This is a genomic window from Sphingopyxis chilensis, from assembly GCF_035930445.1.
GTDB lineage: Bacteria > Pseudomonadota > Alphaproteobacteria > Sphingomonadales > Sphingomonadaceae > Sphingopyxis > Sphingopyxis chilensis.
The window spans coordinates 712,273-732,386 of sequence record NZ_CP142394.1; the positions used below are offsets into that span (position 1 = coordinate 712,273).

At 65.3% G+C, this 20,114-nt stretch carries 19 protein-coding genes; 10 read left to right on the plus strand and 9 right to left on the minus strand.

All coding sequences use genetic code 11. The features are described from left to right. Positions 1–2 precede the first annotated feature (2 nt). From VSX79_RS03270 to VSX79_RS03280, 3 genes are all read right to left on the minus strand, one after another. The gene (locus VSX79_RS03270; RefSeq protein ID WP_179499391.1) at positions 3–1,238 is read right to left on the minus strand and encodes a nitrate/nitrite transporter; all 1,236 of its coding nucleotides are present in this window, start codon (positions 1,236–1,238) and stop codon (positions 3–5) included. Positions 1,239–1,496: 258 nt separating this feature from the next. Continuing rightward, positions 1,497–2,708 (minus strand): CmpA/NrtA family ABC transporter substrate-binding protein, encoded by a 1,212-nt coding sequence (locus tag VSX79_RS03275; protein WP_179499390.1) that lies wholly within the window; start codon positions 2,706–2,708, stop codon positions 1,497–1,499. Next, a complete protein-coding gene (locus tag VSX79_RS03280; RefSeq protein ID WP_179499389.1) occupies positions 2,705–3,286 on the minus strand; it encodes an ANTAR domain-containing response regulator in 582 nt (193 codons plus the stop codon). The genes VSX79_RS03275 and VSX79_RS03280 overlap by 4 nt, the downstream gene beginning before the upstream one ends. Positions 3,287–3,461: 175 nt before the next feature. Here VSX79_RS03280 and VSX79_RS03285 point away from each other — a divergent pair, with 175 nt between their 5' ends. Continuing rightward, a complete protein-coding gene (locus VSX79_RS03285) occupies positions 3,462–4,364 on the plus strand; it encodes an EamA family transporter (protein ID WP_179499388.1) in 903 nt (300 codons plus the stop codon). Positions 4,365–4,381: 17 nt separating this feature from the next. On the opposite strand, the gene VSX79_RS03290 is transcribed toward VSX79_RS03285, so the two are convergent. Beyond that, complete coding sequence (locus VSX79_RS03290) at positions 4,382–5,374, minus strand: XdhC family protein (RefSeq protein WP_326914398.1); 993 nt, start codon at positions 5,372–5,374, stop codon at positions 4,382–4,384. Between the two features lie 48 nt (positions 5,375–5,422). Here VSX79_RS03290 and VSX79_RS03295 point away from each other — a divergent pair, with 48 nt between their 5' ends. Further along, positions 5,423–6,001: a nucleotidyltransferase family protein gene (locus VSX79_RS03295; RefSeq protein WP_326914399.1), complete on the plus strand. Its 579-nt coding sequence runs from the start codon at positions 5,423–5,425 to the stop codon at positions 5,999–6,001. Positions 6,002–6,011: 10 nt separating this feature from the next. Here VSX79_RS03295 and paoC read toward each other — a convergent pair whose 3' ends face one another. The 3 genes from paoC to paoA are packed head-to-tail and all read right to left on the minus strand — an operon-like array spanning position 6,012 to position 9,809. Continuing rightward, on the minus strand, positions 6,012–8,216 hold the full coding sequence (paoC, locus tag VSX79_RS03300) for an aldehyde oxidoreductase molybdenum-binding subunit PaoC (RefSeq protein ID WP_326914400.1): 2,205 nt from the start codon (positions 8,214–8,216) through the stop codon (positions 6,012–6,014). Between the two features lie 4 nt (positions 8,217–8,220). Continuing rightward, entirely contained in the window at positions 8,221–9,171 is a 951-nt protein-coding gene (locus tag VSX79_RS03305) for an FAD binding domain-containing protein (RefSeq protein ID WP_179499384.1), read from the minus strand. Beyond that, positions 9,168–9,809 (minus strand): aldehyde dehydrogenase iron-sulfur subunit PaoA, encoded by a 642-nt coding sequence (gene paoA / locus VSX79_RS03310; protein ID WP_326914401.1) that lies wholly within the window; start codon positions 9,807–9,809, stop codon positions 9,168–9,170. The genes VSX79_RS03305 and paoA overlap by 4 nt, the downstream gene beginning before the upstream one ends. Before the next feature lie 384 nt (positions 9,810–10,193). On the opposite strand from paoA, the gene leuC reads away from it, so the two are divergent. Beyond that, complete coding sequence (leuC, locus tag VSX79_RS03315) at positions 10,194–11,606, plus strand: 3-isopropylmalate dehydratase large subunit (RefSeq protein WP_179499382.1); 1,413 nt, start codon at positions 10,194–10,196, stop codon at positions 11,604–11,606. Here the strand turns inward: leuC and leuD are convergent. Beyond that, positions 11,603–12,187 (minus strand): 3-isopropylmalate dehydratase small subunit, encoded by a 585-nt coding sequence (gene leuD / locus VSX79_RS03320; protein WP_179499381.1) that lies wholly within the window; start codon positions 12,185–12,187, stop codon positions 11,603–11,605. The two genes, leuC and leuD, sit on opposite strands and share 4 nt — an antisense overlap. A gap of 185 nt (positions 12,188–12,372) precedes the next feature. On the opposite strand from leuD, the gene VSX79_RS03325 reads away from it, so the two are divergent. Together VSX79_RS03325 and VSX79_RS03330 are read left to right on the plus strand one after the other, a co-directional pair. Then, positions 12,373–12,879 (plus strand): MarR family winged helix-turn-helix transcriptional regulator, encoded by a 507-nt coding sequence (locus VSX79_RS03325; RefSeq protein ID WP_179499380.1) that lies wholly within the window; start codon positions 12,373–12,375, stop codon positions 12,877–12,879. Positions 12,880–12,945: 66 nt separating this feature from the next. Then, positions 12,946–13,521, plus strand: coding sequence for an NADPH-dependent FMN reductase (locus tag VSX79_RS03330; RefSeq protein ID WP_326914402.1), 576 nt, complete (start codon positions 12,946–12,948; stop codon positions 13,519–13,521). Here the strand turns inward: VSX79_RS03330 and VSX79_RS03335 are convergent. Continuing rightward, the gene (locus VSX79_RS03335) at positions 13,518–13,970 is read right to left on the minus strand and encodes a MarR family winged helix-turn-helix transcriptional regulator (protein ID WP_326914403.1); all 453 of its coding nucleotides are present in this window, start codon (positions 13,968–13,970) and stop codon (positions 13,518–13,520) included. The two genes, VSX79_RS03330 and VSX79_RS03335, sit on opposite strands and share 4 nt — an antisense overlap. Before the next feature lie 146 nt (positions 13,971–14,116). Between VSX79_RS03335 and VSX79_RS03340 the strand changes: the two genes are divergently transcribed. From VSX79_RS03340 to VSX79_RS03360, 5 genes are read left to right on the plus strand one after another with little or no spacing between them, the layout of a single operon-like run. Then, on the plus strand, positions 14,117–15,751 hold the full coding sequence (locus tag VSX79_RS03340; RefSeq protein ID WP_326914404.1) for a long-chain-fatty-acid--CoA ligase: 1,635 nt from the start codon (positions 14,117–14,119) through the stop codon (positions 15,749–15,751). A gap of 25 nt (positions 15,752–15,776) precedes the next feature. After that, on the plus strand, positions 15,777–16,907 hold the full coding sequence (locus VSX79_RS03345) for an alpha/beta hydrolase family protein (protein WP_326914405.1): 1,131 nt from the start codon (positions 15,777–15,779) through the stop codon (positions 16,905–16,907). 1 nt (position 16,908) lies between these two features. Further along, positions 16,909–17,886, plus strand: a complete 978-nt coding sequence (locus VSX79_RS03350; protein WP_326914406.1) for a phosphotransferase family protein — start codon at positions 16,909–16,911, stop codon at positions 17,884–17,886. Continuing rightward, a complete protein-coding gene (gene eno, locus VSX79_RS03355) occupies positions 17,883–19,181 on the plus strand; it encodes a phosphopyruvate hydratase (RefSeq protein ID WP_326914407.1) in 1,299 nt (432 codons plus the stop codon). Before VSX79_RS03350 ends, eno begins: the two co-directional genes overlap by 4 nt. After that, positions 19,178–20,098, plus strand: coding sequence for an NAD(P)-dependent oxidoreductase (locus VSX79_RS03360; RefSeq protein ID WP_179499374.1), 921 nt, complete (start codon positions 19,178–19,180; stop codon positions 20,096–20,098). The genes eno and VSX79_RS03360 overlap by 4 nt, the downstream gene beginning before the upstream one ends. Positions 20,099–20,114: the final 16 nt, after the last annotated feature.

Here is a 20,114-nt window from a genome sequence, read left to right on the forward strand (position 1 = left end):
GACTAGATCCGCACGCCTTCGGCGGCGCCCCAGGTGGCGCGCCATTGACCCTTTACGAACATCAGGGCGATCAGCGCTGCCACCGCGAGCCCCGCGAAGATGTAAAAGCCCGGTGCAAAGCTGCCGCTCCACTGCTTGGCGAAGCCGAGCGAGGAGGCGAGATAGAATCCGCCGACGCCGCCCGCCATGCCGACCAGGCCGGTCATTACCCCGATCTCGGCTGAAAAACGCTGCGGGACGAGTTGGAATACCGAGCCATTGCCGGTGCCAAGCGCGAGCATCGCGATCACGAACAGCCCGAGCGCGGCGGGCAGGGTATCGGCCTGCGGCACGCCGGCGAGCGCGAGCGCCGCGACGACAAACACCATCATCAGCGCCTTGACCCCGCCGATCCGGTCGGCAAGCGCTCCGCCCATCGGCCGCACCAGCGACCCCGCGAAAACGCACGCCGCGGTGCAATAGCCCGCCATCACCGGCGTCAGGCCGAACTGGTCGGTGAAGTAGATGGGGAGCGAGGCGGCGAGCCCGACAAAGCCGCCGAAGGTCACCGAGTAAAAGGCCATCAGCCACCAGGCATCGGCGGTCTTGAGCGGCTCGAAATAATCGACGAGCTTCTTTGGTGCGGGCGCAGCGGGTGCGTCCTTCGCCATCGCGAGATAGAGAAAGAAAACGATCGTCAGCGGGATGCAGGCGAGCCCGAGCACCGCGTTCCAGCCGAAGAGCTTGGCGAGACCCGGCGCGAACAGCGCCGCGAGAACGGTCCCCGAATTTCCCATGCCGGCAAGGCCCATTGCCTTGCCCTGATGCTCGGGCGGGTACCAGCGGCTGGCGAGGGGCAGCGCGATCGCGAAGCTTGCGCCCGCGAAGCCGAGGATCACGCCGAGCGCGAGGGTGCCCGCGAAGCTGTTCACCCCCATGAGCCAAGCAGTGAAGAGACCCACGATAACGATGATCTGGCTGATCGCGCCCGCCCGCTTCGGTCCGATACGGTCGACGAGCAGGCCATTGACGACCCGCAGGATCGCGCCCGCCAGCGTCGGCACGGCGACCATCAGACCCTTTTGGGCAGGCGTCAGGCCAAGGTCTTCCGAAATCGCGGGCGCGAGTGGGCCAAGGATGACCCAAACCATGAAGGCCAGGTCGAAATAGAGAAATGCAGCCACGAGTGTCGGCCAGTGGCCGCTCGCCCAGAAACTCGATTTGGGTGCCGTGCCGGCACCCACGCTTGCAGTCGTCATCGTCCGTCCCCTTGTGCGACGGGCAATAAAAAAGCCGCCAGGACGGCGGCCACGCGGGCGCATCCTGACGGCTTCATTGCCTGTGGGATTTCGGGGAAAAGGCTCCCCGTCCGCCTGCGGTTCGGCCCCCTCGTTGGAGCCGCCGCCGCCTTGTCCTGCCCCGGCAGCCTTGCCGAGTGCGTTTAGACTGCCTGATTCGCCGGATTGCCGCAAGCCTTCTTTTCGCAGGTGCAGCAAAAAATGATGAATACAGGAAAATCAGGGAAGGTCAGAGAGATAGGTCTCGATATCGTCGGGATCGAAGGCGCGGCCGTCAAAGAAACGGTCGCTGCCGAGCGTCAGGCGGCCCTGCGTCGAGCCGGCGCCGATCGGTTCGTCGAGCCCGCCCTCGAGCTTCGAACTCGCGCCGGGCAGGGGCGCACCCGAACCCGCCAGCGCGCTGCGGTAGACATCGGGCCGGAACACGTTCCCCGCCGCGGCCGCCTGCACCGGATCGAAGGTCATGAAATCCCAGCGGACCATTTGCGAATAGAGCCACGCCGCCTGACTGCGCCAGGGGAAATTCGCAGCCTCGCGATACTGGAACATGAAGTCGGGATAGTGGATCGGTTCGCCGCCCGGAGCGAGTCGGATCCGGTCGGTGATCGCGCGGAGCACGGCGTCGCGCGGCGCATCGAGATATTCGGGCCGCGCCAATATTTCCGCGCTCGCCTCGACCGCGTCGGGTTCGACGAAATGTGCGGCTGCCGCGTGCAGCGCTCGGACGAGGGCCTCGACCGTATCGCGTCGCTCGTCGAGGGTCGTTGCGCGCATCGCGAGCACTTTCTCGACTCCGCGCCGCCAGATCTGCGCCGTCGCAAGCGCGATATGGCCGACGCCGCGATCGACGGCGATAGAGTTCCACGGCTCGCCGACGCAGATCCCGTCGACCTCGCCCGCCGCGAGCGCATCGGCGGCAAAGGGCGGGCTGGTTACGACGATCTCGACATCGACATCGGGCTGGATGCCAACGCCTGCCAGCCAATAACGCAACATATAATTATGGCTCGAATAGCGGTGCACGACGCCGAAGCGCAGCCGCTTGCCCGCCGCCTTGCGCGCCGCCGCGATCACCCGCAGCGCCGCGCCGGTTTTCGCCGGGTCGCCGAGCGCGTCGCCGAGGCCCGCCTCGCTGGCGAGCGGGGTTGAAAAAGTCACCGCATTGCCGTTGAGGCCGAGCACGAACGGCACCGCGAGCGGCACTGAAGGTCGGTCGCGGCCAAGCGTGGTCGCGATCGCGAGCGGCGCGATCATATGCGCCGCGTCGGTGTGACCATAAAGCAGCCGGTCGCGTACCGTCGCCCAGGTCATGTCGCGGACGAGTTCGATCTGCACGCCCTCGCGGGCGGCGAATCCCATTTCGTGCGCCAGGATCGGCAAGGCGGCGTCGACGAGCGGCAGGAAACCGATGCGGAAGCGATCGCTGGTCATTCCATGTCTCCCATCAATGCTTCGCTGGTCACGATCGCCTCGGCGATTTCGGAAATCCGGCGATTGGTCCGCATCGCCTGGCCGCGGAGCAACGCATAGGCGGCAGGCTCGTCGACCTGACGCCGCTTCATCAGGATCGCCTTGGCCTTGTCGATGGTCGCGCGTTCGGCCAAGGCGTTTTTCGCTTCGTCGAGTTCGCGCTGAAGCCGCGAAAAGGCTTGGAAGCGGCGCACCGCAAGGTCGATGACCGGCTTGATTCGCTGCTTCGACAGGCCATCGACGACATAGGCCGACACCCCCGCGTCGATCGCCGCACCGGTCGCTTCGGCGTCGCTCTGGTCGACGAACATCGCGATCGGCCGCGCCAGCGCACGCGACATCGCGAAGAAATCCTCGAGCAGGTCGCGGCTTGGGTTCTCAAGGTTGATCAGGACGACCTCGGGCTGCGCCGCCTCGATCTGGCGGGCGAGCGCGCCGGCGGGGTCGATCAGCACGAGATCATCGAGTCCCGCCTCGCGCAGGCCGTCGGAAATGATGGCCGCCCGCGTCGTGCTGGTATCGATGATCGCGATCCTCATGGCCCGCGCCTTACGCGGCGACGTTCGAATCTTCCAGCTTCATCGTGTTGCAGGCGCGAAAAGAATAGCTGGATAGCGCGATCCGGACATTTTCATTACGGAAACGGTATCGGGCCAGCGCTCATACCGATCACATCTTGCGAAATGATCCGGCCTTGTCCAACGACGGGCGCCGATGACCGTCCCCGCCGCCCCGAACCGCGCCAGCGGGAAAATCGATTTGCTCGCACTGGGCGCGCTGTTTCTGTCGCTCGTTTCGGTGACCGGGGGCGCAGCGATGGCAAAGGGGCTGTTCCCGCTGGTTGGGCCGGCGGGAACCACGGCGCTGCGCTTGATCTTTGGCGCGATCCTGCTGTCGGCGGTGCTTCGTCCGTGGCGGCTGAACTATCGCGAGGGGTGGCGGTCGATCCTCGCCTATGGCGTCGTGCTCGGCGCGATGAACCTCAGCTTCTATAGCGCGCTGAGCTATATTCCGCTCGGCATCGCGATTGCGATCGAATTCATCGGCCCGCTCGGCGTCGCAGTGCTGACCTCGCGCCGGCGCGCGGATTTTCTCTGGATCGGGATCGCGGTGTTCGGCCTGTTTCTCTTGTTGCCGATTCGTGCGGGCACGGCGCATATCGACTGGCGGGGCGTTGCGTTGGCGCTGTTCGCGGGCCTCTGCTGGGCCGCCTATATATTGCTCGGCAAACGCGCGGGGGCGCAGCACGGGCCGGCCGCCGCAGCGGGCGGCACGATCGTCGCGGCCCTCGTCGTCGCGCCGGTGGGTATCATCCACGCCGGCGCCGAACTGCTCCAGCCGGAGATATTGGCGCTGGGCCTCGTCGTCGGCCTTGTGTCGAGCGCGATACCCTATGGCTTCGAAATGGTCGCGCTGCGCCGCCTGCCGTCCAACAGCTTTGGAACGCTGCTCAGCGCCGAACCCGCGGTTGGGGCGCTGATGGGCTTTTTCCTGCTCGGCGAATTGCTGTCCTTCACGCAATGGGTCGCGATCGGACTGATTGTCTTGTCATCGATCGGCACCGCGAAAGGGGCGGGCGAATTCCCGGCCGCGGAGCCGCCCTTTGACAGCAGATAGCTCGGCGCCGGTGCGGTTCAGACCGGCAGCAACGGATCGTCGACGCCTTCCTCTTTGTGCCGCGCGATTTGGACGTCCCGTTCGATGCAGTGATAAGCGCCGATGATTTCGGAAACTACCGACAGCGCGAGTGTCGCCGGGTCGCGCGCCTGAGGGATAAGGCCGGCGGGCATGCTGAAACGGGTCAGTGTCGCGGCTGACAGTCCATGGCTGCGCAACATCGCAATCCGGTCCGTGCGGCTCTGCCGCCCGCCGATCGCCCCGACGAAGAGATGGGGCTGGCGCAGCGCCCAAGGCAGCAGCATTTCCTCCCAGTCATGGTCGTGGAACAGAAAGGCAAAGGCGGTCCACCGATCGGCCTCGATCATGGGGGTACGCGAGCGGCTGTCGAGCAGCGTCGCGGCGATCCCCTCTGCCGACAGGGCGGTCACATCGTCCTTCGAAGGCGAGAATGCGCGAGTTTCGGCCCCGAAATAATGGGCAAGTCGCGCGGTCGCGGTCAACGCGTCGCCGTGCCCCATCGCAAGGATACGGACGCGCGGAGAATAGGTGACGCCGAATTCGTCGCCGTGCCATCCCGTTTCGATGGTAGCCGGTCCTTCTACGCATATTCCATGGCGCGAAAGCCGCATCGCGGCGGGTTCGCGCTTGTCCAGCACAGCCAGAATGGCGCCCAGCGCCGCCGCATCGGGGCGCGGGGTGAACAACAGGTCGATGCCGCCTCCGCAGGGCAGGCGGATGTCGATATAGGGCGACCCCGCGCCGAAGCGGACCATCCGCGTTTCCCCGTCGTCGAGCACCGCGAGCGCTTCGGCGATGATCGCGGCCTCGATGCAGCCGCCTGAAAAGGAGCCGCGATAATCGCCGTCCGCCGCTACTGCCATCTGGGCGCCAAGCGCGCGCGGCGACGATCCTGCGATCCCGACCAAAGTGACGAGCACCACGCCTGCGCCCGCATGTTTATGGGCGAAATGCAGAATATCGGCTGGAGAGATTGCCAGCGCGGTCATTTTGCCGGACAGGAGGATGCGTGGCCGTGCAGGGCAGGAGAAGCTGCGATGATCGACCCCGGCGCTGTCGCCGCCATTTTCCTCGCCGCGGGCCGGTCGAGCCGCTTCGGTGCCGACGACAAGTTGCTGGCGCCGCTCGGCGATATGCCGCTCGCGCTGCATGCGGCCCGGACCGTGATCGAACTCGCACCGGCGCGGCTGGTCGCGATTTGCCCGGACCGCGACGGGGCGCTCGCCGAACTGTTGGCCGAACAGGGTTTTGAAATATGGCCGAACCCACACCCCGGGCGCGGGCTTTCCGAATCGCTGCGGCTCGGCATCGGTGCGGTTCGCGCCGGCCCCGAACGAGCCGCGCTGCTTTGCCTTGCCGACATGCCGTTCGTCCGTTTGCCGCACCTGCGAGCTTTGCTGGCCGCCTTCGATCCCGAAACGGCGCCAGTCGTGGCGTCGAGCCGAGAGGGGGTGCCGATGCCGCCCGCCATGTTCGCGCGCTCGACGTTCGCGGCGCTCGAAGGGATGAGCGGCGACCAGGGCGGGCGGATGCTTCTGGCCGCGGCAAAACTCGTTCCCGCGCCATCGGAAGAGCTCGCCGACATCGACCGGCGGACCGACCTGCCGCCGGGCTGATGCGCCGGTGTCATGCGATATCCGGCAGGCGATCGATAAATTTGTCGAGCGTGATCGGATAGCTCCGCACGCGCGCGCCCGTCGCATTGTAAACCGCGTTTGCGACGGCTGCGGCGACACCGCAGATGCCGAGTTCGCCGACGCCCTTTGCCTTCATCGGCGAGGTTGTCGGATCGGTTTCGTCGAGGAAGATCACTTCCTGATGGGGAATGTCGGCGTGGACCGGCACTTCATAGCCGGCGAGGTCGTGGTTGACGAAAAAGCCGAAGCGCTTGTCGACAGCGAGTTCCTCCATCAGCGCCGCACCCGCGCCCATCGTCATCGCGCCGATGACCTGGCTGCGCGCCGCCTTGGGGTTGAGGATGCGCCCCGCCGCGCACACCGCGAGCATCCGCCGGACGCGGATTTCACCCGTCATCGCGTCGACGCCGACCTCGGCGAAATGCGCGCCGAAGGTCGATTGTTGGAACTTCTCGGCGAGGTCGCCATATTCCATGATGTCCTCGACGACGATCCCGCCGTCCTTCGCGGCGTCGCCGAGCGCGAAGCTGCGCCGACCTGCCGTGACCTTGCTATTGGCAAAGATGGCATCGGCGGAGGCCACGCCAAGCTTTTGCGCCACCGCCTCGCGCAGCTTCGCGCAGGCGGCATAGACGCCCGCGGTCGAGCTGTTCGCGCCCCATTGCCCGCCCGAACCGGCCGAGACGGGGAAGCTGGAATCCCCGAGCTTCACCACGACGCGGTCGAGCGGGACACCCATCATTTCGGCGGCGGTCTGTGCGATGATCGTGTAGCTGCCGGTCCCGATATCGGTCATGTCGGTTTCGATGGTGACGATGCCCGACGCATCGAGCCGCGCGCGTGCCGCCGACTTTTCGTTGAGATTGTTGCGGAACGCCGCGGCGACGCCCATGCCGACGAGCCAGCGCCCGTTGCGCATCACGCCGGGTTTCGCGCGCTTGCTCCAGCCGAATTTCTCGGCACCGGTTTTCAGGCATTCGTTGAGCCGGCGCTGGGAAAAGGGTCGGTCGGGTTTTTCGGGATCGACTTGGGTATCGTTGAGGATGCGGAATTCCACCGGGTCGATGCCCAGCTTTTCCGCCATTTCGTCCATCGCGATTTCGAGCGCCATGAGGCCCGGGGCCTCGCCGGGCGCGCGCATCGCATTGCCTTCGGGCAGGTCGAGTGCGGCGAGGCGCATGGCGGTCATGCGATTTGCCCCCGCGTAGAGCAGCCGCGTCTGAGCCACCGCGACTTCGGGGCCGCCGCCGGGCAGATCGCCGGACCAGCTTTCGTGACCGATCGCAGTTATCTTTCCGTCGGGGGTCGCGCCGAGCCGGATGCGCTGGATCGTGGCGGGGCGGTGCGTCGTGTTGTTGATCATCAGCGGGCGCGACAGGGCCACCTTTACGGGACGTTTCGTCGCCCTGGCGCCCAAGGCCGCAAGGATCGCGTCCGTACGCACGAACAATTTGCCGCCGAAACCTCCACCGATATAGGGCGAGACGAGCCGGACATTCTCCTTTGCAATGCCCAACGTCTTGGCGACATCGCCGACCGACCACGCAATCATCTGATTCGAGGTCCAGAGCGTCAACTTGTCGCCATCCCAGTTCGCGATCGAGGCGTGCGGCTCCATCATCGCATGCGTGTGATCGGGGGTGGTGTAGCGTTCGTCGAACTGCACCGGCGCCGCAGAGAAAGCGGCGGCGAAGTCGCCGATGCTGGTATCCGGTGCGGTACCGAACACGGTGGGCGGCGTCACGGCGGTGTCGAGCGCGGCGGCAAGATCATATGCACCTTTGCCTCGGACATATTCGACGCGGACGAGCGACGCGGCGGCGCGCGCTTGTTCGAAAGTCTCGGCGACGATGAGGGCAATCGCCTGATGATAATGCTGGATGTCGGGGCCGCCGAGCAGCTTTGCTGTGTTGAAATTCCCCTTGTCGAGCTTACCCGCATTGGCAGCGGTAACGATCGCGAGAACGCCCGGCGCGGCGCGCGCCGCGTCGAGGTTCATCGACGAAATGCGGCCCTTGGCGATCGCCGAGCCGACGACATAGCCATAGGCCTGCGTCGCGGCGAAATCCTGATGTTCATAGGCATAGGGGGCGGTGCCCGTCGTCTTGAGCGGCCCCTCGATGCGGTCGGTGGGTTTGCCGACGACTTTGAGCTGGTCGATCGGGTTGGTGGTTGCGGGGGTGTCGAATTTCATCGGCTCAGCCTTTCGCTTGCGCCAGCACGCCGGCGAGCGTGCGCTCGACCAGGGGCAGCTTATAGGCATTTTCGTGCGTGGTCTTGGCGCCCGCGAGCAACTTCGCGGTGACTGCTTTCGAACCGCGCGGCAGCTCGGCCTCCGCCGCCTCGATCCGCCATGGCTTGTAGGCGACGCCGCCGAGCGCGACGCGCCCGGTGCCGTCCTCTTGTACAACCAGCCCGACCGAGATCAGCGCGAAGGCATAGGAGGCGCGGTCGCGTACCTTGTGATAGAGATGCGTGCCGCCGATCGGTTTGGGCAAGGTCACCGCAGTAATCAGTTCGCCGGGTGCCAACACCGTTTCAAGATGCGGGGTTTTGCCCGGCGCGCGATAGAAATCGCCGAGAGGGATGGCGCGCGTCCTTCCTTCGGCGCTCATCGCTTCCACGCTGGCATCGAGCGCGCGCATTGCCACCGCCATGTCGCTCGGATGCGTCGCGATGCACGCTTCGCTGGCATCGATGATAGCGAGCGTCCGGTTGAAGCCGCCGATCGCGGCGCAGCCGCTGCCCGGTTGGCGTTTGTTGCACGGCTGGTTGGTGTCGTAGAAATAAGGACAGCGTGTCCGCTGAAGCAGATTGCCCGCTGTTGTTGCCTTGTTGCGGAGCTGTCCCGAGGCGCCGGCGACCAGCGCGCGTGAGACGAGACCGTAATCGCGGCGGATCCGTGCGTCGGCGGCAAGGTCGGTGTTGCGCACCATCGCGCCGATGCGCAGCCCGCCCTCGGGGGTCGGCTCGATCTTGTCGAGCGCGAGGCGGCTGATGTCGATCAGATGTCCGGGTGTTTCGATCTCGAGCTTCATCAGGTCGAGGAGATTGGTGCCGCCGGCGATGAAACGCGAACCCTTGGTCCGCGCGAAGGCGGCGGTGGCGGCAGCAGGCGTGTCGACCCGCTCATAGGTGAAGCTCTTCATGCCTTCACTCCCGCCACGTCGGTTATCGCCGCGATGATATTCGAATAGGCGCCGCAGCGGCAGATATTGCCGCTCATCCGCTCGCGGATCTCGGTCGCGGTCAACGGGGGTGCTGCATTCAGGTCGGCGGTGACATGGCTGGGGATGCCGGCCTTGATCTCGTCGAGCACCGCGACCGCCGAGCAGATCTGGCCCGGCGTGCAATAGCCGCATTGAAAGCCGTCGTGGACGACAAACGCCTCTTGCATCGCGTGCATCTTGTCGGGTGTGCCGAGGCCCTCGATCGTGGTGATCTTCTCCCCGTCGTGCATGACCGCGAGTGTCAGGCAGCTGTTGATGCGCCGCCCGTCGGCGATGACGGTGCACGCGCCGCACTGGCCGTGATCGCAGCCTTTTTTGGTGCCGGCGAGATGGAGATGCTCGCGCAGCGCGTCGAGCAACGACGTCCGCGTATCGAGTTCGAGGTCGCGCGCCGCGCCATTGACGTCGAGACGAACGCGGGCAGTCGGCGGTCGATCGGAGCTGGCGGAGGCGGGCGCAGCGGTCGACGGAGGGATAATGCCCACCGTGGCGACCGAGGCGGCCCCGCCGATCAGAATGCCGCGCCGCGAAATAGGAAACTCGTCCGCTGTTGCCATGCTCTGTCCCCGATCATCGTCAATGCTCGCGGACTGCAGTCCCCGCGAAGCCTTGGTATATCGATACCTGATGGACCGGTGCGTTGCCGGACCCACAACAATTTATGGTTATCGTCAAAGCGTATCACAGGGGGGGCGTGAGGAGCAATCGCTTGCTTCAATAAGTTTAAACCCGGTTCCTCGCGATTTGCGGAAGGGGCTGATGAGGTGACTCGAAAACCGGTTCGGCCCCGATTCGTCCTCCCAGCCGTAAACGCCGCTTGCCGTGAGAAGAATCATGCTATATAGTTAGTATACTAAGCAAAATGGCAACTGAAATGAAGCTACGCGAGGTCGCTGCGCATCGGGTCGGTATCGGAGGCCGAAAACAATGATGGGGACACCGTGACGGGGCCGCGCACGCTTTACGACAAGATATGGGACGCGCACGCGGTGGCGGAGGATGACGGCGAGACCTTGCTGTATATCGACCTGCATCTTTTGCACGAGGTGACCTCGCCGCAGGCCTTCGCCGGGCTCGCGGCGGCGGGGCGGGCGGTTCGGCGTCCCGAGCGCGCGCTGGCCCTGTCGGACCATAATGTTCCGACGACGGGGCAGGCGGCGGGGCCTGCCGCGGTTGCCGACAGCGAGGCGCGGGCGCAACTCGAGGCATTGGTCGAGAACACGCGGCACTTCGGGATCGAGAATTTTCCGATGGGCGACCCACGCGGCGGCATCGTCCATGTCGTCGGTCCCGAGCAGGGGCGCTCGCAACCCGGAATGACGATCGTGTGCGGCGACAGCCATACCTCGACGCACGGGGCGTTCGGTGCGCTCGCGTTCGGAATCGGAACGTCGGAGGTCGAACATGTGCTGGCGACGCAGATGATCCGCCAGCGTCGCTCGCGCAATATGCGCGTGACGATCGACGGCATGCTCGCGCCGGATATCCATGCGAAGGACCTCGCGCTGCACCTGCTTCGCCGGATCGGGGTCGATGGCGCCACGGGACATGTCATCGAATATGCCGGGCAGACGGTCCGCCTGCTATCGATGGAGGCGCGGATGACGCTGTGCAACCTGAGCATCGAGATGGGCGCGCGCGCCGGGCTGGTCGCGCCCGATGCGGCGACCATCGCCTATCTGCAGGGCCGACCGGCGGCGCCGAGCGGCGAGGCATGGGAGGAGGGCCTGGCCCGCTGGGCGGCGTTGGCAAGCGATGTCGGAGCGGCATTCGACCGCGAGTTGCAAATCGATGCGCGAGAGGTGCGGCCGATGGTCACCTGGGGGACCAACCCGTCGCAGGTCGTCGCGATCGACGATCCCGTTCCCGATCCTGCTACGCTCGACGATCCCGACGCGCGCGCCGCCGCGGCACGCGCGCTCGTATATATGGATCTGGCGCCGGGGGCATCGATCGCCGGTCAGCGGCTCGACCGCATATTCATCGGCAGTTGTACCAACAGCCGGATCGAGGATTTGCGCGTCGTGGCGGACGTCGTGCGCGGCCGCCGTGTCGCGCCGCACATCCGGGCGATGGTCGTGCCGGGATCGGGGCTGGTCAAAAAACAGGCCGAGGAAGAGGGCATCGCCGATACGCTCCGCGCCGCGGGGTTCGACTGGCGCGAGCCCGGCTGTTCGATGTGCGTCGGCATGAACGCCGACCGGCTCCGGTCCGGCGAGCGCTGCGCCGCGACGTCCAACCGTAATTTCGAGAACCGGCAGGGGCGCGGCGGGCGCACGCACCTGATGAGTCCGGCGCTCGCGGCGGCGAGTGCGATTGCTGGCGTAATCGCGTCGCCGGCGATGCTCGACTAGGTCGACGCCTCGAACCGTGCGATGGCGTCGGCGTGGCGCAGCGTGCGGTCGATATCGTCGAGCCCCTCCATCAGAACGTGGCGGTCGACGGGGTCGATATCGAAAGCGATCGTCTCGCCGGAGGCAAGGCGGATGCGCTGCGCTTCGAGGTCGACTTCGATGGGCGCATATTGCGCATTTTCGAGCGCGCTGCGAAGACGCGCGCAGCGTTCGTCGGGCAAGCGGATCAGCAGCAGCCCGTTCTTGCGCGCATTGCCCGCGAAGATGTCACCGAAACTAGGCGCGATGACGCAGCGAATACCGAAATCGGTCAATGCCCAAACCGCATGTTCGCGCGACGATCCGCACCCGAAATTGCGATCGGCCACCAAAATCTGCGCGTTGCGGCACGCGGGCCGGTTGAGGATGAAATCCGTGCGTTCGCGGCCGGTTTCGTCGAACCGTAGCTCGCGAAACAGATGCTGGCCGAGGCCCGAACGCGTCAGCGCCTTCATATATTGCGCCGGAATGACCATGTCGGTGTCGACATTGACCAGCGCTAGCGGTGCCGCGACCGCTTTCACCCGAATGAATTTTTGCACACCGCCTCCATTAGCTTAGTATTCTAAGTATATTGATTGGCGAATCTTGTCCAACATTATCGCGAAGTTGGAACGGCAACCGGATGCAAGGTGGCGACGAAGATGGTTGCCGCGTGAACCTTCGCGTCCTAAGATTTATCCCGGCGCGGACCGGCGTTGCGGCGCCGCGACAGGGGAGCAGGGTTTTGGCGAAGAAAACACAGGATTATCGGCATCCCGCCGAATATTATACCGATCCTGAAAACAGCATCGGCTATCTGGCGCGCGTCGTCTTTCGTTCCTTTTCACGGTTGCTCGAGCGCCGCACGCTGACGCATGACGTGTCGGCGGGGCAGTGGCGTTTCCTGCGCCAGCTATGGCGCGAGGACGGTATTACCCAGCGTGAACTCAGCGAACGCGTCGGCATGCGTGAGCCGACGACGGTCGTGGCGCTGAAGGGGCTCGAAAAGGCCGGACTGATCACGCGCAAGAAAACGACCGATGATCGGCGGAAAACCTTCATCTACCTGACCCCGCACGCCAAGAAGCTCGAACTGATCCTTGCGCCGATGAACGCCGAGATTCACGAGATCGCCACCAAGGGCATGAGCGACGAGGAGGTCGAGGTGCTGCAGGGGTTGATGCGCCGCGTGATCGATAATCTCGCGGACGAAACGCGCAAGCTGTCCGTGCTGTCGGACATCAAGGCCTGATCGCTTGCCCTTGCTTTCCCGCGCCGCAATAGGTTAGTATTCTAACTATTGTGTCCGGGAGGGAAAATGACCAGCATCGCCGTCATCGTCGGTAGCACCCGCGAAGGGTCCTTCAATCGCGCCCTGGGCGAACTCGCCGCGGCAAGCTTGGAGGCGCAGGGCGCGCGTGTTACGCGGGTTGATCTCGCGGCGTTCGACTTGCCGCTCTATTCGGCGGCCCTTGAAGCGAATGCTTTTCCGGCCGGGGCGGTGAAGCTCAAGGATGTGTTTGCCACGCAGGACGGGCTCTTGTTCGTGTCGCCAGAATATAATGGCTCGCTGTCGCCGCTGCTCAAGAATGCCATCGACTGGGCATCGCGGCCGACCGGCGACGAGGGGCTTGTCGCGCTGACCGCCTATCGCGGCAAGGCTGCGGCGATCATGTCGGCGTCGGTCAGCCTGTTCGGCGGGTTGCGCGGGCTGATGCATCTGCGCCAGATATTGTCGACGATCCAGATGATCGTGATCCCCGAGCAGGTCGTCGTCCCCAACGCGCACGCCGCCTTTGCCGAGGATGGTAGCCTCAAAGAGACGTTGCCGGCTTCGCTCGTCGACATGACGGCGGGGCGGCTGATCGCCGTCGCGAAGGCGCTTGCAGCCTAGCGATTGCGCGAAGTGGCCGGCGCGCGCGCGATATTGTCGCCCCAGTCGGCCTCGAGCGCCGTAAGCAGCGCGTCGAACTTGTCCTGGCCGAGGCGGGCGGCGATCTGCGCGGTGAGCGCATCCATCGAACGCTGCGCATCCTTGCGCATGCGCGCGCCAAGGTCGGTCAGCGACACGACCATGTGACGGCGATCGCCGGGATCGACCTCGAGCTGAACGATGCCGAGCTTCACCATCTGGTTGATCGTGCTGTGAATTGCCTGTCGCGATACGCCCAGGTTGCGCGCGATGTCCGACGGTCGGACGATGCCGCTGACGATGTTGGTCATCACCATCGATTGGGGGCGGTTGACGTCGGGCCAGCCATGATCGTGGAGCCGCGCCTGTAGCCCCTCGTCGAGCCAGCAGAACCGTTGGAACAGCGCGATGATAAGCTGGTTGGTGCGCATATGACGCTATGTTTGCCCCTGTTGCCGGCGGGGTGCCGACGGCGTCACGCTAGAAGAGCGATGCGGGCGAAGCAAGGCTGAGCGGCGTTGCAAAGGCAAAATACTTAGTATACTATCTATTGCAACAATTGGGGAGAGAGGACCGCATGGACGGATTGATACAGAATGTGCCGCTGACGGTCGACCGGATCATCGACCATGCGGCGAACTGGCACGGCTCGCGCGAGATCGTGTCGCGCGATGCCGAAGGGCGCGTCACCCGTTCCACCTATGCCGACATCCACGCCGACGCGAAGCGCGTGTCGAACGCGCTTGCCGCCGAAGGCATCAAGCCGGGCGACCGCGTCGCGACGATGGCGTGGAACGGCGCACGGCACCTCGCCGCCTGGTATGGCGCGGCGGGGATGGGGGCGGTGCTCCACACGCTCAACCCGCGGCTTTTCCTCGAACAGATCGCCTATATCGCGAAACACGCCGGCGACCGGCTGCTGATCGCCGATCCTGCCACCGCCGATCTGGTGGAGCAATTGCTGCCGCAGGTGCCCTCGATCGAGAAGGTGATCTTCTTCTGCGATCGGGCATCGTTGCCGCGGACGAGCTTTGCGGCGGTGGCGTTCGACGACTGGATCGCGGGGCATTCGACGGAATATGACTGGGGAAGCTTCGACGAAAATGCTGCCTGCGGGCTTTGCTATACCAGCGGCACGACGGGCAATCCCAAGGGTGTGCTCTATTCGCACCGCTCCAACTATATTCATGCGCTGATGACGCTCCAGCGCGACGCGCTCGCCCTGTCGGCGCGCGATACGGTGCTGCTCGTCGTGCCGATGTATCACGCCAATGCGTGGGGCGTCGTTTATTCGGCGCCCGCGGTCGGAGCAAAGCTGGTGCTTCCGGGGCAGCGGATGGACGGCGAATCGATCTACAATCTGATCGAGGCCGAGGGCGTGACCTATTCGGCCGCGGTGCCGACCGTGTGGCAGATGCTGCTCCAGTATATGCAGGAAAACGGCAAGCGTTTCACGACCCTGCAGCGCGTGACGATCGGTGGCTCGGCGTGCCCCGAATCGATCATCCGCACCTTCCGCGATGATTATGGCGTCGACGTCATCCAGGGCTGGGGCATGACCGAAACCTCGCCGCTCGGCACCGTGTCGGTGCCCAATGCGCCGGTTGCCGCGAAGTCGGACGACGAACAGATGGCGTATAAGCTCAAACAGGGCCGGCTGCTCTGCGGGCTCGAGATGAAATTGGTCGACGATGCCGGAAACCCTGTGCCGCATGACGGGAAGACACCCGGACGGCTGATGATCAAGGGGCCGACGATTGCGCGCGGCTATTATGGCGGAGAGGGCGGCGAGGTGCTCGACGCCGAGGGCTTTTTCGACACCGGCGACGTCAGCACGATCGACGGTGAGGGCTATATGCAGATCACCGACCGCGCGAAGGATGTCGTCAAATCGGGCGGCGAATGGATCAGCTCGATCGAGATCGAGAATATCGCGATGGGGCATGATGCGGTCGCCAACGCCGCGGTCGTCGGCATCGCGCATCCCAAATGGGACGAGCGCCCGATCCTGTTGTGCCAGTTGAAGCCCGGTTGCGACGCTTGCGCCGACGATCTTAAATCCTTTCTCGATGGCAAGATCGCGCGCTGGTGGATGCCCGACGATGTGTTGTTCGTCGAGGAAATCCCGCTCGGACCGACGGGCAAGATCGACAAGAAGGCGATCCGTGCCGGGCTTGAGGGGTATAAGCTGCCTTTCGAGGTTAGCCGCTGAACCAAAATCATAAAAAGGAGAGACAATGATGGACCCGAACGGGATCGAGGGACTGGACGCGCAATTCATCGGGCGGGTGTCGCCGACCGCGCCGCGCATCCACGCGGGCGGGCATCCGTGTCAGGGCATTTACTGGACGGAGGCAGGCAGGCGGCCGAAGGTCGCGATCATCGCCACCCATTATAATGTCGATTTCAAGGAACATTATATCGCGCCCTGGTTCGCGCGGCAGGGCTTCGGCTTTCTGGGCTGGAACACGCGCTATCGGGGCTTCGAGGACCAGTTCCTGCTCGAACATGCGGTGCTCGACATCGGCGTCGGCATGAAGTGGCTGAAAGAAGAGGCCGGCGTGGAGCAGATCGTTATCCTTGGCAATTCGGGCGGCGGCTCGCTGATGGGCGCCTATCAGGCCGAAGCGATTGCGCCGACGCTGACCGACCGGCTGCCGGCGGTTGGGCAGGATGCTCTGGCCGAACTGGTGAAGGGTGACCTCTATATCAGTTTCAACGCGCATCAGGGGCGCCCCGAGGTGCTCACCGACTGGATGGACGCCTCGGTGATCGACGAGAATGATCCGGTCGCCACTGACCCCGAACTCGACCCGTTCAACCCCGACAACGGCCCGCCTTATTCGGAGGAGTTCATTGCCAGATATCGCGCCGCCCAGCGCACCCGCAACCAGCGCATCACCGATTGGGCGAAGGCCGAGCTGAAGCGGCTGAACGATGCGGGCATTCCCGACCGCATCTTTCCGATGTTCCGGTGCTGGGGCGATATCCGCTGTGTCGATCCGGCGATCGACCCGTCGGATCGCAAGCCCAACTGGTGCTATCGCGGCGATCCGGCAACCGCGAACCGTACGCCGAGCATCGGCCGCGCCAACACGATCAAGACCTGGCTCAACATGTGGAGCCTCGAAACCTCGCCGTGCCAGGGCCAGCCGCATCTCGCCAAGCACGACACGCCGGCGCTCGTCGTTCAGGGCACCGCCGATACCGGCGTCTTCCCGAGCGACGCACGCAAAATTTTCGATTTCCTTGGAAGCAGCGACAAGAGGCTCGAACTGATCCCCGGCGCGCATTATTTCGAGGACTCGATCGCAGAGCGCCGGAATGCCGCCAATCTGGTCGGCGCATGGATCAGGGAGAAGCTCTGACGTGACGGCGAATGCCGACATCATCGACGCATTGCGCGCCGCCGGACTGGTGGGCGAGGGCGATGTCGTCCTGTCGCCGCTGACCGGCGGTGTGTCTTGTGACGTGTGGAAGGTCGAGACGCCGTCGGGGTCGATCGTCGTCAAGCGCCCGTTACCGCAGCTTCGCGTCGCCGCCGAATGGCACGCGCCGGTCGAGCGCGGGACGAGCGAAGTGCGCTGGCTCAAGCGCGCGCGCGGCGTCGATCCGGGGATGGCGCCCGAGGTGCTCGCCGAACTGCCGGGCCACGCCTTCGCGATGCGTTTCCTCCCCGACTGCCCGGTGTGGAAGGACGAACTGATGGCGGGCCGCGTCGATATCGGTTTTGCCGCACATGTGGGGCAGGGGATCGCTGCGGTCCACGCCGCGACCGCGCACAATGAGGGCGATCGCACCGATTTTCCCAACGACGAGATGTTCCGGGCGCTGCGCGTCGATCCCTTCCTGCTCCATGTCGCGCGACTGGATAGCGAACTGGCGTTTGCGCTGACCGCGCTCGCGGACGACGTCTCATCGCGCAAGATCGCGCTCGTCCATGGCGACGTCAGTCCCAAGAATATCCTCGTCAGCCGCGCTGGCCCGGTGTTCCTTGATGCCGAATGCGCGGTCTATGGCGATCCGGCCTTCGACCTCGCCTTTTGTACGACGCATCTGCTGCTCAAGGCGGTGTGGTCTGGCGAGGCACGGCTGAACGATGCCGCGGCGGCGCTCGTCGCGGCCTATCGCGCGGCCATCGGCTGGGAGGACGCCGGCGGCCTGCTGCTCCGCGCGGGCAAGCTTGCGGCCGCGCTGCTCCTCGCCCGCGTCGAGGGCAAGTCGCCTGCACCTTATCTGACCGATCCCGAACATAAGCGGATCGTGCGCGATCAGGCGCGCGCGCTGATCATGGCGCCGCAACCGATCGACGCGCTCGTCGCCAACTGGAAAAGGACTTCTCCATGACTTCGCGTATCGCCTCCGTCACCGGCCGCCAGCTCTGGGATTCGCGCGGTCGGCCCACCGTTGAGGCTGAGGTGGTGCTGGAATCGGGCGCGGTCGGTCGCGCGATCGCACCCGCGGGCGCCTCGCGCGGCGCGCACGAGGCGATCGACTTGCGCGACGGGGGCAAAGCCTTCGGCGGTTTTGGTGTCAATCGCGCGGTCGCGGGTATCGGTTCGGAGATCGCGGGCGTGATCACCGGCATGGACGCCCGCGATCAGGCCGCGATCGACCGCGTGCTGTGCGATCTCGACGGTACGCCCAACAAGGCGCGGCTCGGTGCGAACGCCATCGTCGCCGTGTCGATGGCGGTGCTCCACGCCGCGGCGGCGGACGCGCGGGAGCCGCTCTGGCGCTATCTCGCGGACGGGCAAAGGGTGCGCGTGCCGCTGCCCGAGATCCAGATTTTCGGCGGCGGCGCGCACGCCGGGCGGCGCACCGACGTGCAGGATTTCATGGTGATGTGCCCGAAAGCGGGCAGTTTTCGCCGCGCGCTCGAGATCACCGACGATGTCTATCGCGCCGCTGGCCGGCTGATGGAAACCAAGGGACCGCTCTCTGGTGTCGCCGACGAAGGTGGCTGGTGGCCCAATTTCGCGTCGAACGAGGATGCGCTCGATACGCTGACCAAGGCAATCGAGGCGAGCGGGCATCGCGCGGGCGACGAGGTATTTATATCGCTCGACATCGCCGCGAACGAACTCGGCGACGCGGGCGGCTATGATCTCGCGCTCGACGACGGGCGGCTCTCGGGCGAAGAAATGGCGGCGCGCATCATTGAATGGGCCGGACGCTATCCGATCCTGTCGATCGAGGATCCCGCCGGACAGGACGATTGGAAGACGATGGCCGCGGTCACCGCGGCGATCGGCGGCACAGTGCAGATCATCGGCGACGACGCGCTCGTCACCAATGCCGAACGTGTCGCTCGCGCGGGCGAGGCGGCGGCGTGCAACGCGGCCCTGATCAAGGTCAATCAGGTCGGTACGGTGACCGAAGCGAAGGCCGCGCTCGATGCGGCGGTCGCGCGTGACTGGGGCGCGATCGTTTCGGCGCGGTCGGGCGAAAGCGAGGACATCACCATCGCGCATCTCGCGACCGGCTGGGACGCGGGGCAATTGAAGGTCGGCAGCTTCACCCGCTCTGAACGCATGGCGAAGTGGAACGAGATGCTGCGGATCGAGGAGGCGATGGGAAGCGACGCGGTGTTCGCGGGCTTTTCGGCCTTCGCCGGTGCGATCGGGGGAGTTGCGGCATGATCGTCCTCCACGCACGCCCGAGCCCGGGTTTTCGCGAAGCGGTCGATGCGATCTTCGGCGCGGGTGTCGTGACCCACGTTGATGAAGCCGAGCCGCTTGACGGCGTGGCGGGAGAGATTACCGCGTTGCTCCATGTGCTGACGCCGGTGACGCGTGAGTTCATCGCTTCGGCGCCCAAGCTGAAGCTGATCCAGAAGCTCGGCGTCGGGGTGAACACGATCGCGCTCGATGCCGCTCGCGACCATGGCGTCGCGGTGTGCAACATGCCCGGCACCAACAGCCAGGCGGTCGCCGAAATGGCGCTGTCGCTGATGATGGCGGTGCTCCGCCGGACCTGCTTCTTCGACGCGCGGACGCGAGCGGGCGAGGGCTGGACCGCCGATCCGTCCGAGCTAGATCAGGTTGGCGAAATCGGCGGGCGGACGGTCGGACTCGTCGGTTTCGGTAATTCCGCGCAGTTGCTCGCGCCGGTGCTGGCGGCGCTGGGGGCGAAGCTTGTCTACACCGCGCGCCGTCCGCGCGACGTGCCCTATGAATTCTTGCCGCTCGACCGGCTGCTTGCGGAAAGCGACATCGTCTCACTGCACATACCGCTCACCGACGAAACGCGCGCCGGCATCGATCCCTTCGCGATGAAGAAGGGTGCGGTACTGGTGAACACGGCGCGGGGCGAACTGGTCGATGAGGCGCGGCTGGTCGAGGCGCTGACCTCGGGGCATCTGCGCGGCGCCGGGCTCGACGTGTTCGCCGAAGAACCGCTACCACGCGGTAACCCGCTGCTCGGCCTGTCCAACGCGGTAATCGCCCCGCACATCGCCTGGCTGACCCCCGAAACGCTCGTGCGTAGCCTGACCGTCGCGCAGGAAAATTGCCGCCGGCTGGCGGCGGGCGAGGCGTTGCTGCATCAAGTCGTATGAAACACCCCGTCATTGC